Origin of the sequence: Plantactinospora sp. CA-294935, assembly GCF_050936445.1 — a bacterium.
GTDB lineage: Bacteria > Actinomycetota > Actinomycetes > Mycobacteriales > Micromonosporaceae > Plantactinospora.
In genome coordinates, this window is sequence record NZ_JBNJMU010000001.1 from 3,422,348 (window position 1) to 3,436,448 (window position 14,101).

At 72.0% G+C, this 14,101-nt stretch carries 12 protein-coding genes and 2 pseudogenes; 5 read left to right on the top strand and 9 right to left on the bottom strand.

All coding sequences use genetic code 11. The features are described 5' to 3' along the window. Positions 1–135: 135 nt before the first annotated feature. A complete protein-coding gene (locus ACQEVC_RS15325) occupies positions 136–570 on the bottom strand; it encodes a hypothetical protein (RefSeq protein WP_432877596.1) in 435 nt (144 codons plus the stop codon). A 151-nt stretch (positions 571–721) separates the two neighbouring features. Between ACQEVC_RS15325 and ACQEVC_RS15330 the strand changes: the two genes are divergently transcribed. Together ACQEVC_RS15330 and ACQEVC_RS15335 are read left to right on the top strand one after the other, a co-directional pair. Beyond that, complete coding sequence (locus ACQEVC_RS15330) at positions 722–2,011, top strand: C2 family cysteine protease (protein WP_432877598.1); 1,290 nt, start codon at positions 722–724, stop codon at positions 2,009–2,011. An 8-nt stretch (positions 2,012–2,019) separates the two neighbouring features. Then, positions 2,020–2,286: a DUF6406 domain-containing protein gene (locus ACQEVC_RS15335; RefSeq protein WP_432877601.1), complete on the top strand. Its 267-nt coding sequence runs from the start codon at positions 2,020–2,022 to the stop codon at positions 2,284–2,286. A gap of 35 nt (positions 2,287–2,321) precedes the next feature. Here the strand turns inward: ACQEVC_RS15335 and ACQEVC_RS15340 are convergent, their stop codons facing one another. After that, positions 2,322–2,456, bottom strand: coding sequence for a hypothetical protein (locus ACQEVC_RS15340; RefSeq protein ID WP_432877604.1), 135 nt, complete (start codon positions 2,454–2,456; stop codon positions 2,322–2,324). Here ACQEVC_RS15340 and ACQEVC_RS15345 point away from each other — a divergent pair. Continuing rightward, a pseudogene (locus tag ACQEVC_RS15345) lies at positions 2,415–2,584 on the top strand (IS982 family transposase); the annotation flags it as partial. The gene ACQEVC_RS15340 and the pseudogene ACQEVC_RS15345 sit on opposite strands and share 42 nt — an antisense overlap. Before the next feature lie 42 nt (positions 2,585–2,626). Here the strand turns inward: ACQEVC_RS15345 and ACQEVC_RS15350 are convergent. The 3 genes from ACQEVC_RS15350 to ACQEVC_RS15360 all read right to left on the bottom strand — a co-directional run bounded on the left by ACQEVC_RS15350 (position 2,627) and on the right by ACQEVC_RS15360 (position 6,552). Further along, positions 2,627–3,424 (bottom strand): TIGR02452 family protein, encoded by a 798-nt coding sequence (locus ACQEVC_RS15350; RefSeq protein ID WP_432877606.1) that lies wholly within the window; start codon positions 3,422–3,424, stop codon positions 2,627–2,629. Positions 3,425–3,543: 119 nt separating this feature from the next. Further along, on the bottom strand, positions 3,544–5,478 hold the full coding sequence (locus tag ACQEVC_RS15355; RefSeq protein ID WP_432877608.1) for a hypothetical protein: 1,935 nt from the start codon (positions 5,476–5,478) through the stop codon (positions 3,544–3,546). 183 nt (positions 5,479–5,661) lie between these two features. Further along, positions 5,662–6,552 (bottom strand): oxidoreductase, encoded by an 891-nt coding sequence (locus ACQEVC_RS15360; protein WP_432877610.1) that lies wholly within the window; start codon positions 6,550–6,552, stop codon positions 5,662–5,664. 308 nt (positions 6,553–6,860) lie between these two features. Between ACQEVC_RS15360 and ACQEVC_RS15365 the strand changes: the two genes are divergently transcribed. Continuing rightward, entirely contained in the window at positions 6,861–7,970 is a 1,110-nt protein-coding gene (locus ACQEVC_RS15365; RefSeq protein ID WP_432877613.1) for a winged helix DNA-binding domain-containing protein, read from the top strand. 172 nt (positions 7,971–8,142) lie between these two features. Here ACQEVC_RS15365 and ACQEVC_RS15370 read toward each other — a convergent pair whose 3' ends face one another. The 3 genes from ACQEVC_RS15370 to ACQEVC_RS15380 all read right to left on the bottom strand — a co-directional run bounded on the left by ACQEVC_RS15370 (position 8,143) and on the right by ACQEVC_RS15380 (position 12,134). Then, a complete protein-coding gene (locus ACQEVC_RS15370; RefSeq protein ID WP_432877616.1) occupies positions 8,143–8,847 on the bottom strand; it encodes a carbon-nitrogen hydrolase family protein in 705 nt (234 codons plus the stop codon). A gap of 132 nt (positions 8,848–8,979) precedes the next feature. After that, positions 8,980–11,223, bottom strand: coding sequence for an MMPL family transporter (locus ACQEVC_RS15375; protein WP_432877619.1), 2,244 nt, complete (start codon positions 11,221–11,223; stop codon positions 8,980–8,982). 248 nt (positions 11,224–11,471) lie between these two features. Further along, positions 11,472–12,134, bottom strand: coding sequence for a permease prefix domain 1-containing protein (locus tag ACQEVC_RS15380; RefSeq protein WP_432877621.1), 663 nt, complete (start codon positions 12,132–12,134; stop codon positions 11,472–11,474). A gap of 75 nt (positions 12,135–12,209) precedes the next feature. Here ACQEVC_RS15380 and ACQEVC_RS15385 point away from each other — a divergent pair. After that, positions 12,210–13,033, top strand: a pseudogene (locus ACQEVC_RS15385) (type I glyceraldehyde-3-phosphate dehydrogenase). A gap of 99 nt (positions 13,034–13,132) precedes the next feature. Here the strand turns inward: ACQEVC_RS15385 and ACQEVC_RS15390 are convergent. Next, positions 13,133–14,038 (bottom strand): oxidoreductase, encoded by a 906-nt coding sequence (locus tag ACQEVC_RS15390; RefSeq protein ID WP_432877624.1) that lies wholly within the window; start codon positions 14,036–14,038, stop codon positions 13,133–13,135. Positions 14,039–14,101 lie beyond the last annotated feature (63 nt).

A 14,101-nucleotide genomic window follows, 5' to 3' on the forward strand; every position in this document is an offset into this window, starting at 1 on the left:
GCTCGGCTGGCTGCGCGGGGGGCTCGGCTGGCTGCGCGGCGGGCTCGGCTGGCTGCGCGGCGGGCTCGGCTGAAGCGGCCGGGCCGGCCGGCCCGGCCGCTGCCGGGGGCACCGACGGCCGCGGACCAACTGCGGTCATCGCTCGATCTCCACATGCACCCAGGCGAGCACCTCGACCACCCGGTCGTCCTCGACGGTGGCCAGCACGAACTGGTAGTCGCCGGGGGGCACCGCGGAGGTGGTGCTCAACGGCACCGGACCGCTGCGGAGCTTGCCGAGATCCGGCAGGTCGACGCTGTTGGTCTGGTGGCCGAGCGCGTCGTACCAGGTGGCTCGCACGGCTTTCCGGGGACCGGTGTCGACCGCATTCCCTTCCACCGTGGCAACCGGAATCTGACCTTTCTGGAATACCGTCCGTGAGACCTGCGAGAGGCGGCCGTTCGCCGGGTCGTATGCGTAGAACCGGATCGGCAGGTGAGAGGAGCGTTGCGGCGCGGTCGGCCAGCATACGGCGAGGACGACGGTCGCCGCGATGAGGACGACGGCCGCGACCAGGCCGAGGATCGTCATCACGCGGACTGGCGGGTCGGCCTCCGCTGGCTCAGGTCGGTCTGACATAACATCTTTCCCCTCACTCCGGTGGGTTACCCTAGCCCAGTCCGATGACGACTGATGCACATGTATGTCAGGTCAATATCGATATCCGGAACCGGGGGCGGCTGTGCTTCTCGACGTGCTGGCCGACGGTGTACCCATCGACTGCGGCGGGATGGCGGACGGCCTGACCGGCTGCTATGGGAAGCTTCCCGCGATTGGCATCGCCGCGGCCGCTGTGATGGCCGGCGCCGCCGTTGTCGGTCCCGCCGTGCTCGCCGTGTTCCTTCCGCAACTCCTCAACGCCATCGCGGGCGTTCCGGTCCACCCGCCGGAAACACCGCACGCGCCAGCCACCCAGGCCGTCGCCCAGACACTGACCGCCGAAACAGCGGAGAGCGCACCACCGCGCACCGACGTGGCGCAGAAGGGCGCGAAAGAGTTCGACCCGGTGGCACAGCCCAACCAACCGGAGCGCCCGCCCCGCACGACGCCGGCCGCGGGCCAGCTTGCCCCGTCTGCACCAGAGCTCTCGCAGTCCCAACCCGAAGGGGATCTCGACCGGAGCCCGGACGCGCACATCGACAAGCCAGACCTGCCGCAGCCCGATCCGGGGCAGCGTCCGGTGCAGTTCGGTCAGCCGCTCGGCGCGGTATCAGGCAAGCAGCCACCCCTTTTCGACGGCCCAGTAACCCGCGATCAGGTAGTCCAGGGCGACCTTGGTGACTGCGGAACGCTGGCAACGATCGGCGGGGTAGCCGGGCATCGGCCCAGCGACATCACGTCGGCGATCCAGCAGAATCCTGACGGGACGTACACGGTGACATTGCACAAGGCCGTGTTCCTCGCGCCGGATCGCACCGTGCCCACGGGACAGACGCTGGAGCTGACGGTTACGCCGGACGTTCCGGTCTACTCGAGCGACCAGACCCTGTCGGCATATGCCGATCAGACTGAGACTGGCGTCGCCTGGGCCTCCATTATGGAGAAGGCGATGGCGGGGGTGGATCAAACGTGGAATGCGCGGCGGGCGGCTCAGAGTTCGCCGGCGCGCGGATATGAGCGCCTCGACGAAGGAACCAACGCAGGGAATCGGGCGGAACTGCTGACCCAGCTCACCGGCCAGCCGGCGGTGGTTCGATCGTTGAATAAGACCCCGGGCAATGAAGCCGCCGCTGCCGCCGAACTACGAGCGTGTCTCGACAATCAGAAGCCGGTGATCATCGGCGTCCCGTCACCACCGCCGGGCGTTGGTCGTCTCCCGCACGACCTCGTCGGTGGCCACGCCTATGAGGTAACGTCGGTAGAGAATGGAATTGTAAAGATGCGTAATCCATGGGGCTTCAAGCACCCGACGCCGATGACGATGCGCGAGTTTCTGGACAACGTGCGCGACGTTTACACGACTTTGGAGTAGGAGCGAAGATGATTGAGTCAGCCGTACTCCGGCACGGTCGCGTGTGCAACCTCGGCGTCGGTCGCGTCGCGGTGCACTTTCTCAGCAACCCGGCGCTGGACGGTGAGCCGGTGCGGGTGGACCTGGTGGTCGTGCCGCGCAACGGCGTCGAGCAGACGTTGACCTTGCGTGAGGGCGAGCAATTCACCGTAGGTGAGACAGCATGGATCTTGGAAGGGGTCGAGAACGCCGGGACGTACGACTACGTGGTCCGGATAGCCCGCGCCGCCGGATAGAACTCGCGGGCCCCGAGGCGGAGTGATCGCCGTCGCTATTCGGCGCGCAGCCGGTCCAGATCGAAGTCGCCGGGGCTGACCCAGATCAGGATCGGGATATTTGCCGGTATTAGCGCGCCGTCTGGCCGGTCAAGGACAGCCTCAACGGCCAACTCGACCTGGAAGAACACGGCGGACGGACCCTCGCCGGCGTCCCGGTCCGAGTCGCCCAACGCCTGCCGGCCATGGCCGCCCCGATCTGGCACAACAACAAGACCGGCGCCCCGTCACCCGGTCACTGATCGCCTACGACCACTGATCCATTCGGAACCACTCGTCCAGGTGGACTCACCGACACCGGTCACCGGAAGACCTTCTGGAACGCCGCGAGGGTCGGCGTGCCACGCTCCCGGTCCAGCACGGCGAATACCACCCGCTCGAACCACGGACTCTCCCGGAGCGCCTCGGCGAAGGCCGTCGCCACGGTCGCCGGGTCGTTGCCGAAGACGCCGCAGCCCCAGGCGCCGAGGACGAGCTGCCGGTGCCCGTACCCGGCCGCGACCGCCAGCACCCGGGCGGCCCGCCGGCGCAGCATCGCCGGGACGTCCGTGACCCGGCCGGGCTGGTTGCGCCGCATCGCGGAGAGGTTGGGTGCAGCCGAGGTCAGGAACGAGACCGGGTACGGCGCCGCCAGCGGGGTGCCGTGGTCGTCCCGGAACACGGGTACGGCCGGCGAGTAGACGACCCGGTCGCTGTAGCCGAGGTCAGGGTCGGCCCGGTGTGCGAGGTAGAAGTCCCAGGCGGCCCGGAGACACGGGTAGAGCGCCGAGGCGCGGGCGATGCTCTCCTCCTGGGCCTGGGCGCCGTTGAGAAAGCCGCCGCCGGGGTTGCGGGCCGAGGCGAAGACCAGGCAGGCACGGTCCCCGTCGAGCCGGCGGCACGCCGCCAGGCTGGATTCGTCGGTCACCTCGACGGTGAGCGGGTCGGCCAGCGGCTGCGGCGCGGGCAGGGGCTCGTCGGGCAGGTGCAGCCGGGTGCCCGCCACCGCCCGGGCCACCTCGTCGCCGATGGCCACCTGAACGCCCTGCTCGGTCTGGTAGGACCCCCGGTCCAGCACCGCCACCGTCTCCTGGGCGATCGCCCTCAGCCGCCTGCTCACCCCGCCATCCTGCTCGATCCGGGCCGCCATCTCGACTCGGTTTCGTGGACCGGGCGGGCGGCCGGGGCGTCGGTGGACGGCGGGCGGGGTGTGCCCGCCCGCCGTCACCCTGTGCGCCGTCAGGGCTGGCTGCGCGGCCCCTCCGGGTCGAGACTGTCGATGAACTCGTGCGGGTGGTCCGCCTCGACACTGGTCCGGGCGGCCTCCGCCTCCGCCCTCATCTGCCCGGCGACCCGATCGGTCGGCACACCCGCCTGGCGGGCGCCGTCGACCACCTCGGCGTACGCCTGGTCGGCGTAGGCGTGCGCGGCGGCGTACCGGTGGCCGGCCAGGGCCGCCTTGGCCCGGCCGAGCAGCCGGTCCGCCGCCGCCAACTCGTCGCGGGCCCGGTACGACCGGGACGAGTCGAGCACGTCCGCGGCGAGCCGGTTGGCCGCCTCGTTGTACGCGGCCGTCAGGAACCGGTCGCTGTTGTCGTGGTCGAACTGGCTGAAGTCCCAGTTCAGGTCGATGTAGCTCATCATCGAGTTGGTCTGGTCACCGGCGCCCACGAAGTAGAACTCGTCGGCCGGCACGTAGTCCACTCCGGACGCGCTGTCGTAGCCGTCGTGCGGGTGGCTCATCCCGATGTGGTGACCCACCTCGTGGATCAGCGTCGTGGTCAGCCCGTACCCGGCCGCGACGATCTCCGGGGAGATGAACCCGAAGACGTACGTCTGGGTGCCGTCGACGTAGTTGTCGTCGGCGAAGCCGAGGGCCGGGGTGATGGTGCCCTCCGGTACCGCGTAGCTGAACATCGGCAGCTCGTAGTCGACCCGGCCCTGGTCGTCCTGGGTACGGGCCAGCTCCTTGCGGTTCTGGAGGTAGAAGTTGGCGAAGCCGGGGAAGCCGGTCTCCGGATAGCAGGAGACGCCCTCCTCCACCGCCAGCCGGTAGCAGCGCTCGGCCTCACCGCGCAACGGCAGGTCCTGGCTGTCGTAGTCGAGCTTGTTGCGCCAGCGCAGTTCGCGCAGTTCGGAAAGGAGCAGGTCCGGCTTGACGTAGTTCTTCGAGGCGTCCACGCCCGGCCAGCCCTCGTAGACGTTGCTGTCCAGGTTGATCGAGCGCGGGGGCTCGGCCGTGGGCAGCTCCGCCGGATAGAGCGGCGAGCTGGTGAAGAGCAGGTTCAGTGCGACGTACCGGGTGATCAGGCCGAGATCACCGGCGAGCTTGCCCGGCGCCCGGTAGCCACCGGCGGTGTATTCCCAGGTCGGCGGCATCCGGTAGTCCTCGACGCCGTTGCCGTCGAGGTCCGGCTCGTCCACGTTCCAGTTGGAGGTCCAGGACTCCGGGCCGGCCGACAGGTCGTGGAACCAGATCCGGTGGGTGGAGCCGAGCCCGTCCTCCTCGTCCCGCGCGGTGGTGCCGCCCCAGGCGATGATCTTGCGGCTGTCCCGCTCGACGCCGAAGTTGTATCCGGTGTCCGGGTCCGGCTCGTTGGTCTTGGTGTAGACGTGGAACCGGAAGTCGGACCGCCCGTACCAGTTGATGAAGAAGACCGTGTTCCGCCGGGTGTCCACCCCGGCCGGCGGGTTCGTCGCCAGCCACCGCTCGACGCTCGGCGCGTCGATCTGGTGGTTCGCGGTGATGTCGAGGACGTTGCGCTGCTGCGCGTTGTACTCCGCCTGGAGCGTGGTCAGCGGGGCGGGCCGGGACAGCCGGGTGAGTTCGCCGAAGAACCGGTCCTCGTACCGCCGGTCGGCGTAGCTGATCCGGTAGTCGTACGTGTAGTGCAGGCCCAGCTTCTCCCGGACGTCGTAGAGGAGCCGGGACCGGACCACCGGTTCGTAACCGCGCGGCAGCTCGGCCTGGTAGGCCGACCGCGACACCTGGTTCGGCTCGTAGCCGAGGAACACCACGTTGACCGGTACCCGCTCGGTCAGCCGTGGCTGGCCACCGGGGTTGAGGTGCGGATAGCGCGCGTTCGCGGCCTGGCTCGCCGGTGCCAGCGACAGCGACAGCACGGTGAGCACCGCCGTGGCGGCAGCCACGGCGATGGTGCGTCTGGTTCTCATTCCTGACCTTCCGCCGTCGAAGGGGTCGACGGCCCGCGCCGGACCCGGGAGGCGGATGGTGGGCCCGTCCCCGAGCCCGGCGGGCTCGTCGTGGAACTTGCGTCGCCCGAGCGTACGTCCCCTGTGGATGGCAAGCCATCCGTCGGCGTCAGTTTCTCCGGGTCCGGCGGCGTCCCTCGGCGGTCAGTTCGGGCTGCGCGGTGCGAGCATCGCCGCGACCGGCGTCTTCGCGAAGTCGGTGCTGCTGTCGTAGTCGGTACTCCGGCTGACGTCGGCCCAGGCGGTCGCCTCCCGGGAGCGGAACTGCGCCGACTCCTCGGCGAGGCGCAGCGCGTCGGAGCCGAGCAGCAGCCGTAGCGGCGGTACGGCGAGCCCGACGAGATCGGCGATCACCCGGGCGGCCCGCTCCGGGTCACCGGCCTGCTGGCCGTCCATGTCGCGGCGCAGCGCGTGCAGCCGTCCGACGGTCTGCTGGTAGTCCTCACCCACCTCGGCCATCCGCATCGACGCGCCGCCCCAGTCGGTCCGGAAGGCGCCGGGCTCGATGATGGTGACCCGGATGCCGAACGGCTTGACCTCGTTGTACAGCACCTCGGAGAAGCCCTCCACGGCGAACTTCGCGGTCTGGTACGCGCCCAGCCCCGGCGTGCCGCCGACCCGTCCACCGATCGAGGAGAACTGGAGGAAGTGCCCGGAGCGTTGGCCCCGCAGGATCGGCAGGGCCGCCCGGGTGACGTTGACGACCCCGAACAGGTTGGTCTCGACCTGCGCCCGGAAGTCCTCCTCCGGCGTCTCCTCGATCGGCGCGCTGTTGGCGTAGCCGGCGTTGTTGGCCACCACGTCCAGGCCGCCGAAGGTCTCCACGGCGGCCTGCACCGCCGCCCGCGCGGCGGCCGGGTCGGTGACGTCGAGGGCGTACGGCCGCACCTGGTCGCCGTACCGGGTGACGAAGTCGGCGAGCTGGTCGGGCTGCCGGGCGGTGGCGAGCAGGTTGTCGCCCCGGTCCAGCACCTCCTGGCTGAGCGCCCGGCCCAGACCCCGGGAACTTCCGGTGATCAGCCATGTCTTGGCCATGCTGTCGCTTCCCTTCGGCAGGGTCGTCCGGGTGATGCCGTCGACGGCTCCCCGTGCTCGACTCTGCTACGCCCGTCGCCACGGGCGCCGGAAAGCGGCTCGTCGCCACCCGTCCGGCTGATCCGCCGGTCCGTTCGGCCGGCGTGCTGAGCACCCCGCTCGGCACGGCAGCACCTCGGCCGTGCCCGGCGACCCCGGCGCAGTTCGACCTCTCGTTGAGCATGGCCGAGATCGGCGGCGAACTGGTCGGGGTCTGCGGCGCCGCTATCAGGACAGGAACTGGCCGGAATGCCGGCTAGCGTTCCGGCATGGCGAATATCCGGGTACTCGGCCCGCGAGCCCTCGGGCGGGCGACGCTGCACCGGCAACTGCTGCTGCGCCGGGTGGAGCTGCCGGTCGTCCCGGCCGTCGAGCGGTTGTTCGGGCTCAACGCGCAGAGCCCGAACCCGCCGTACCTCGCGCTGTGGAGCAGGTTGCGCGGCTTCACCGTCGCGGAGCTGACCCGGGCGATCGAGGACCGTACCCTGGTCCGCTCGACCCTGATGCGGGCCACCCAGCACCTGTTGTCGGTGCCGGACTTCCGGCTGGTCCGACCGGCCCTGGCAGCCCTGCTCCGCCGGGTGCAGCGCAACGCCTTCGGGAGCCGTACCGCGGGCCTCGACCTCGACGCGCTCGCCGCGCAGGCGCGGCGGCTGCTCGCCGACGGGCAGGTCCTGACCCGGCCGGAGCTGGGCCGGCGGCTCGCCCGGCACTGGCCGCAGTTCGAGCCGAACGCCCTCGGCTGGACCGTGCAGTATCTGGAACCCCTGGTGCACCCGGCCCCCAGCGGTACCTGGAACACCTACGGCGCCACCCCGTTCGCCCAGGCCGACTGGACCGGGGTGGCGGCGGAGCCGACGGCCGAGGGCCTGCGCGAGCTGGTCCGGCGGTATCTGGCGGCGTTCGGGCCGGCGACCGTGGCCGACGCCCGGGCCTGGTCCGGGGTGGCCGGGCTCCGCGAGGTCTTCGCCGGGCTGCGTTCCGAACTGCGGGTGTACGCCGACGAGTCCGGCCGGGAGCTGTTCGACCTGCCGGACGCGCCGCTGCCCCCAGCCGAGCTGCCCGCACCGGTACGGCTGCTGCCGGAGTTCGACGCGCCGCTGCTGGCGTACGCCGACCGGAGCCGGATGATGACCGACCCGGTGCGCCGGCAGGTCTGCGTCGGTGCGGCGGTGGCGCCCACCGTGCTGGTCGACGGCACGGTGGCGGCGATGTGGTCGACGTCCCGGGCCGACGGTACCGCCGCGCTGACCGTACGCCCGCTGCGCCGGCTCGCCCCGGCCGAGTGCGCCGAGGTGGAGGCCGAGGCCGACCGGCTGCTCGGCTTCACCGACCCGGACGCCACCACCCGCCGGGTACGCCTGCTTCCGCCGGGCTGAGCCCGCCGACCCAACCGAGCCGACCCGTCGGCGCCCGCCCCATCCCGGTACGCCCGGCGGATCGGGCCCGCCGAGGAGTTCGACGGCGGACTCGACATCCTGCTGCGCGGACTGCTGGACCCGCCGGCCCCGGTCGACCCGCCGGCCCCGGCTTCGGAGTGAGCCGGCCCGGTCAGCTCAGGGTCGCCCGGACCACCGCGTCCGGCTCGGGTCCCGCCTCGGCGACGACCCTGCCGTCCGGAGCCCAGATCCTCGACCGTCCGGCGGCGTCGGGGTAACCGCCACCGGTGGAGCCGGCGAAGCTGGCGGTCGCCACCCAGACCCGGTGTGCGGCGGCGACCCGACGGGCCCGTTCGTCCTGCACACCCCAGTCCACCGCCGAGTCCAGCACACCCGCGACGTACGCGTCGATGCCGAGCGCGGCGGTGTCGGCCGCGTGCCGGGGTACCCCGGTGTCCTTGCAGACCGCGAGCCCCAGCCGCCAGCCGGGCACCTCGACCACCGTCGGCGCGTTGCCCGGGGCGAAATGTTCCGGCTCGGCCCCGCCGAGCCACATCTTCCGGTACGCCACCCGGGCCCCGCCGCCGTCGACGGCCAGCACGCCGATGTGCGGCCGTCCGGTGTCGCCGGGCACCGGGGCGCCGGCCAGTGCCAGCGAACCGGTTTCGGCGCAGGCCGCCACGACCGGGGCGAGGCGCGGGTCGTCGGCGTCGACCGGGGCGGCGTCGAACTCGTACCCGGTGAGCGACATCTCGGGAAAGACCACCACCCGGGCCCGGGCGGCCCGGATCGCCTCGGCGTGGGCCCGGGCGTTCGCCACCACGTCGTACGCCCGGCAGCGCGGCTGGGCGACGGCGACGATCAGCGGCTCCCGCATCCGCCGATCGTAGTCTCGCCGCGTCGCCGACCGTCCGGGCGATATCCGGGGCCGGCGACACCCGGGGCCGGAGCCGGTGCGGCGTCCGGGCCGGAGGTGGTGGGGTCCGTCCGGCCCGGACGCCGCAGGGGATCAGACCAGAGTGGACCTCGGGGCCCCGGCGGTGACCGGGGTGGCCGCCTCGGGACGTTCGAGGGCGACCCGGGGCAGCCAGCGGCCCAGCCAGGACGGCAGCCACCAGGCGCGGGCGCCGAAGAGCTGCATCACCGCGGGGAGGATCAGGCAGCGGATGACGAAGCCGTCCACGAAGATCGCGACCGCCAGGCCGAGCCCGAACTGTTGCAGCATCCGGCCCGGGTCGAACAGGAAGGCACTGAAGACCACGATCATGATGGCGGCGGCGGCCGTCACCACCCGCCCGGTGGTGGCCAGGCCCTCCCGGATCGCGCCTTCGGCGTCCCGGTGCCGTTCCCAGTGCTCGTGCATCCGGGAGACCAGGAAGACCTCGTAGTCCATCGAGAGCCCGAAGACGATGGCGAAGATCAGTACGGGCACGAACGCCTCGACGGGACCGGGCTGGACGCCCAGGTTGCCGTACTGGAAGACGTAGGTGATCACGCCGAGGGCGGCGGCCACGCTGAGCAGGTTGAGCACCGCCGCCTTGACCGGGATGAGCAGGGAACGGAAGACGAGTACCAGCAGCAGCGCGGAGAGGCCCACCACCACGACCACGAAGAGCGGCAGCCGGTCGGAGATCGCGTCGGCGAAGTCGACCGCCGCCGCCGTACCGCCGCCGATCGAGACCCGTACCCCGGTGCTCCGCTCCACCGGTGGCAGCACCTCGGTACGCAGCCGGTCCACCAGGTCCATCGTCGCCGCGTCCTGCGGGGCGGAGGTGGGGAAGAGCAGCAGGGTGTGCAGTTGCCCCTCGGGCGCCGCGAACGGCGGGGTCACCGAGGCGACCCCCTCGACCCCGGCGAGCGCGCCGCCCACCTCGGTCGCGGCCGGCTGGCCGCCCTCGACGACCACCACCAGTGGACCGTTCTGTCCCGGGCCGAACCCGGTCGAGATCAGGTCGTACGCCTGCCGGCTGGTCGAGGTCGGCGCGTCGCTGCCGGCGTCGGCGAAGCCAAGCCGCATGTCCAGGGCCGGCACCGCGAGCAGCACCAGCAGCGCCGTGGGCAGCAGCAGGGCCAGCCAGGGCCGGCGTTGCACGAACCCGGACCAGCGCCGCCACACCGCGCCCTCGGCCCGCTTCGCCCGCGCCGCGCGGCGCCGGATGGCGCGCTCGACGCGACCGCCGACGATGCCGAGCAGTGCCGGCAGCAGGGTCAGCGAGGCGAGCATCGTGACCAGCACCGTCAGCGCCACCGCCACGGCCACGCCCTGGAGCGAGCCGAGGCCGAGGACGACGAGGCCGAGCAGGGCGATCACCACCGTGCAGGCGGCGAAGAAGACGGTACGACCGGCGCTGTCCAACGCGATCCGGGTGGCGGTGGCCCGGTCGGCGCCGTGCAGCAACTCCGACCGGAAGCGGGAGAAGACCAGTAGCGCGTAGTCGATGCCGACGCCGAGCCCGACCAACGCCATCAGCGGGGCGGTGTAGTCGGCGACCGTCGCGACGTGCGAGGCGAGTACGACCAGGCTGAGCGTACTGCCCACCGCGAAGATCGCGATCCCGATCGGCATCGCGGCGGCGAGCAGGGAGCCGAAGAGGATCACCAGGATGACCAGGGCAGCCAGCAGGCCGGCGCCCTCGGCCGGGCCACCCTCGCTCTCCTCGGCGGCCCGGACCGGGTCACCGGCCAACTCCACCCGCAGCCCGTCCCCGGCTGCCGCCTGGGCGGTCTCGATGACGGCCCGTACGTCGTCGGCCGGCACCTCCTCGCTGGGCCTGTCCAGGGTGACGGTGGCGTACCCGATGGTGCCGTCGGCGGAGACGGCGCGGCTGTCGTCGTACGGGCTGGTCAGCTCGGCCACCGAGGCCATCCCGCGCACCTGGCCGAGCATCGGCTCGACGCGCTGCCGGACCTCGGCGGTGTCGATGCCGCCCGGCTGGTGCAGGACGATCTGGAAGCTGCCCGCCGTCTGCCGTGAGCCGTGTTCCCGGAGCGTGTCCGTGGCGGCCTGGGACTCGGTGCCGGGCAGCGAGTGGTCGTTGTGGTAGCCCGTCCCGGCCGCCTGGGCGGCCACGGCGAGGCCGACCAGCACGACGACCCAGGTCAGCAGGGCAACCCACCGCCGCCGGTACGCCCACCCGGCCACCCGGGCGAAGAGACCGGCACCGGCCGGCCCGGTCCTGCCGGCGACGGCCGTGCCTGTCCCGTCCGGCACCTCGCCGTCGGGCCGGTCGGCAGGAGTTGGTTCGGTCGGCATTGTCGGCTCTCCTCGCGTTCTCGGGTCCACCCACTGGTCGCTCCGGGACCAGCCGTCGATGTGTTAGCAATCTACATGTAGGGTAGCTACATAAGCGAGGACGGTCCCGCTGGAGGCGCACGGGTGGCGGTGGACGGGCCTTCCGGTGCGCGGACGGGCTCGTCTGGGGTGGAGTCGACGGGCGCCAGGGCCGCCGTCAGCCGGTCTGCGGCGTCAGCGGGAGCGCGAGGTGGGTCGGGGTGCGGGGCTCAGCGGGAGGTCGTCGCCGCGCGTGCCGTCGCGAGGCAGCGTGCCCCGTTCAGCGCCACGAGAAGCATCGGCAGGATCAGGACGACCACCGCGATCGGCAGCCGGGCCAGGGCCATCGGGCCGGTGATCGGGCTGAAGGCCGCGAGCATCAGGCCGATCGTGCTGAACGTGGCCGCCACGGTGAAGGCGAAGATCCCGGTGAGCCGGATGCGCCGGGGATTGGCGCCGAGTCGGCGTACCCCGGTGCCGGAGGCCCAGACGGCGAGCAGCGCGACGGTCACCGCCAGCATCCCCAGCCAGCTCACCAGTGTGTCGAGGAACCCGGCCAGCCCCGGCAGTGAGTCCGGTTCGGCTGTCTGCCAGGCGACCAGGTGCCAGATCGGCGGCTGCGCGACGAGGCTGGCGAAGGCCAGCAGCGCCGTCCGCCGGCCCTGGGCCAGCGCGAGTTCGGCCTGGTATCCGGGGGCGATCCGGCAGACCTCGCCGAATTCGTCGACCGCTCGTCGGGCGGCCGCCTCGGGAGTCAGGCCGAGATCCGCGTACGCCTCGGTCGCGTCGACCAGACTGTCCCGGGCCTCCCGGAGCAGGCCGGCCTTGACCCGCCGTGGCCCTCGCAGGGCACGGTCGAGTTCGGCGAGGTATCCGTCTATCGCAGCGGTCACGGCTCACTTTCGCTGGGCACCGGTGTCCCAGTATGCCGGGCACGGCCCGCCGGACAGAACGCCCGCGGCCCCGATATTCCCCTGAACCGCACCCTGACGGCCGAACCGCAGGGCAGTCGGGGCGGTCGCGCCGCCCTGGCGAACGACGCCGACGTCGAGGTGGTCGCGGTCAACGACCTCACCGACGCCCGCACGCTGGCCACCCTGCTCGAGTGGGACTCCATCTTCGGCCACCTCAACGGCGTCGCCTTCGAGAGCGACGCGATCACGGTCCGGGGCAGACACATCATGGTCTTCGCGCAGCCCGACCCGGCCGCCATCCCCTGGGGTGACGTCGGCGCCGACGTCGTCATCGGATCCACCGGCCGCTTCACGGACGGAGTCACGGCTGCGGCGCATCTCAAGGGCGGCGCTAGGAAGGTCATCATCTCGGCGCCGGCCAAGGGGGACGTCCCCACGACGCCCCGCACTCCGACCTGCGCCGGGCCCGCGCGGCCGCCCTTTCGACCATCCCGACGTCGTCGGGCACGGCGAAGGCGATCGGCAAGGTCATCCCCGAACTGGACGGGCGCCTCACCGGCGCCGCGCTGCGCGTTCCCGTCCCGGTGGGCTCGATCACGGACCTCACCGTGGTCTTGCGGCAGAGTGCCGGCGTCGACGACGTCAACGCGGCGTTCCGCGAGGCGGCCGCCTCCCAGCGGCTGCAACGCTATCTGCAGTACTCCGAGGCGCCGCTGGTCTCGGCGGACATCGTCGGCAACCCCTGCTCGTCGATGTTCGACGCGCCGCTGACCGAAGCGGTCGGCAACCAGGTCAAGGTGCTCGGCTGGTACGACAACGAGTGGGGATTCTCCAACCGTCTCGTCGAGTTCTCCGAGCGGATCGCCGCAGTCGCCTGACGTCGGGCCAGGTGGGGCTAGGCATCCGGCGGCGTGCAGCACGTGGCGGGCTGGTCGAGACGCTGCCGATTGCCGCCGACCCGCCGGTGACCACCGGGTTCAGAGGTAGCTGACGCCGGTCAGTTCCTGGGCCGCCGCCCAGAGCCGCTTGCCGACGGCCGGATCGGCGGCCTCCCGGCCGAGCCGGGCCTCGGTGACGCGGCCCCGCGTCTCCCAGAGCCCGGACGGGCCGAAGAACTGACCGCCCCGCACTCCGGGTTCGGTCGCGGCGCGCAACTGCGGGAGCGCGCCCTGCGCCACCGACTGGGTGGCCAGCAGGCCGAGCCACGCTATCAACTGCCCGAACCGGCCACGGTGCTCCCAGGCACGCGGAGTCAGGTTGGTGCGGGTGAGACCGGGATGGGCCAGCACGCTGACGGTCGGCGATCCGGCGACGCGCAGGCGACGGTCCAGCTCGACGCCGAAGCTCGTGGTGGCGAGCTTGGACCGGCCGTAGGCGGCGGCTGCCCGGTAGTCACGCTCGAACATCAGGTCATCGAAGTCCAGGTGCGCGTTCTTGTGGGTGATCGAGCTGAGACTGACCACCCGGGCTTCCCGAGCCGCGGCCAGGTTGCCGAGTAACAGGCCGGTCAGCGCAAAGTGGCCCAGCATGTTGGTGGCGAACTGCAGCTCGAAGCCGTCGGTGGAGGTGCGGCGCGGGCCGAGCAGTACCACGCCGGCGTTGTTGATCAACAGGTCGATCGCCGGGTGGTCGGCGGCCAGCTTCGCCGCGAAGGCCCGCACGGAGGCGAGGGAGGCCAGGTCCAGCTCGCGGACCTCGACGTCGCCCCCGATCCGGCGGGCGGCCTCCGCGCCGGCGGCGGTGTCGCGTACAGCCAGCACGACGTGGGCGCCGTGGCGGGCCAGCTCGGTGGCGGTGACCAGGCCGAGGCCCGAGTTCGCGCCGGTCACGACGGCGACCCGGCCGCGCTGGTCGGGGATGCGGTCGGTGGTCCATCCGGTCATCTGCTGCTCCTGGAAGGGTCGGTGTGCTGGACCCACGACGCTAGGAGCGATCCGGGCCGGCTC

Bases quoted from the DNA above. Each gene is read 5' to 3' on its own strand.
- ACQEVC_RS15370 (WP_432877616.1), bottom strand. From the start codon at position 8,847: ATGCGGGAGCCGCTGATCGTCGCCGTCGCCCAGCCGCGCTGCCGGGCG.
- ACQEVC_RS15390 (WP_432877624.1), bottom strand. From the start codon at position 14,038: ATGACCGGATGGACCACCGACCGCATCCCCGACCAGCGCGGCCGGGTC.
- ACQEVC_RS15375 (WP_432877619.1), bottom strand. From the start codon at position 11,223: ATGCCGACCGAACCAACTCCTGCCGACCGGCCCGACGGCGAGGTGCCG.
- ACQEVC_RS15360 (WP_432877610.1), bottom strand. From the start codon at position 6,552: ATGGCCAAGACATGGCTGATCACCGGAAGTTCCCGGGGTCTGGGCCGG.
- ACQEVC_RS15355 (WP_432877608.1), bottom strand. From the start codon at position 5,478: ATGAGAACCAGACGCACCATCGCCGTGGCTGCCGCCACGGCGGTGCTC.
- ACQEVC_RS15365 (WP_432877613.1), top strand. From the start codon at position 6,861: ATGGCGAATATCCGGGTACTCGGCCCGCGAGCCCTCGGGCGGGCGACG.
- ACQEVC_RS15335 (WP_432877601.1), top strand. From the start codon at position 2,020: ATGATTGAGTCAGCCGTACTCCGGCACGGTCGCGTGTGCAACCTCGGC.
- ACQEVC_RS15325 (WP_432877596.1), bottom strand. From the start codon at position 570: ATGACGATCCTCGGCCTGGTCGCGGCCGTCGTCCTCATCGCGGCGACC.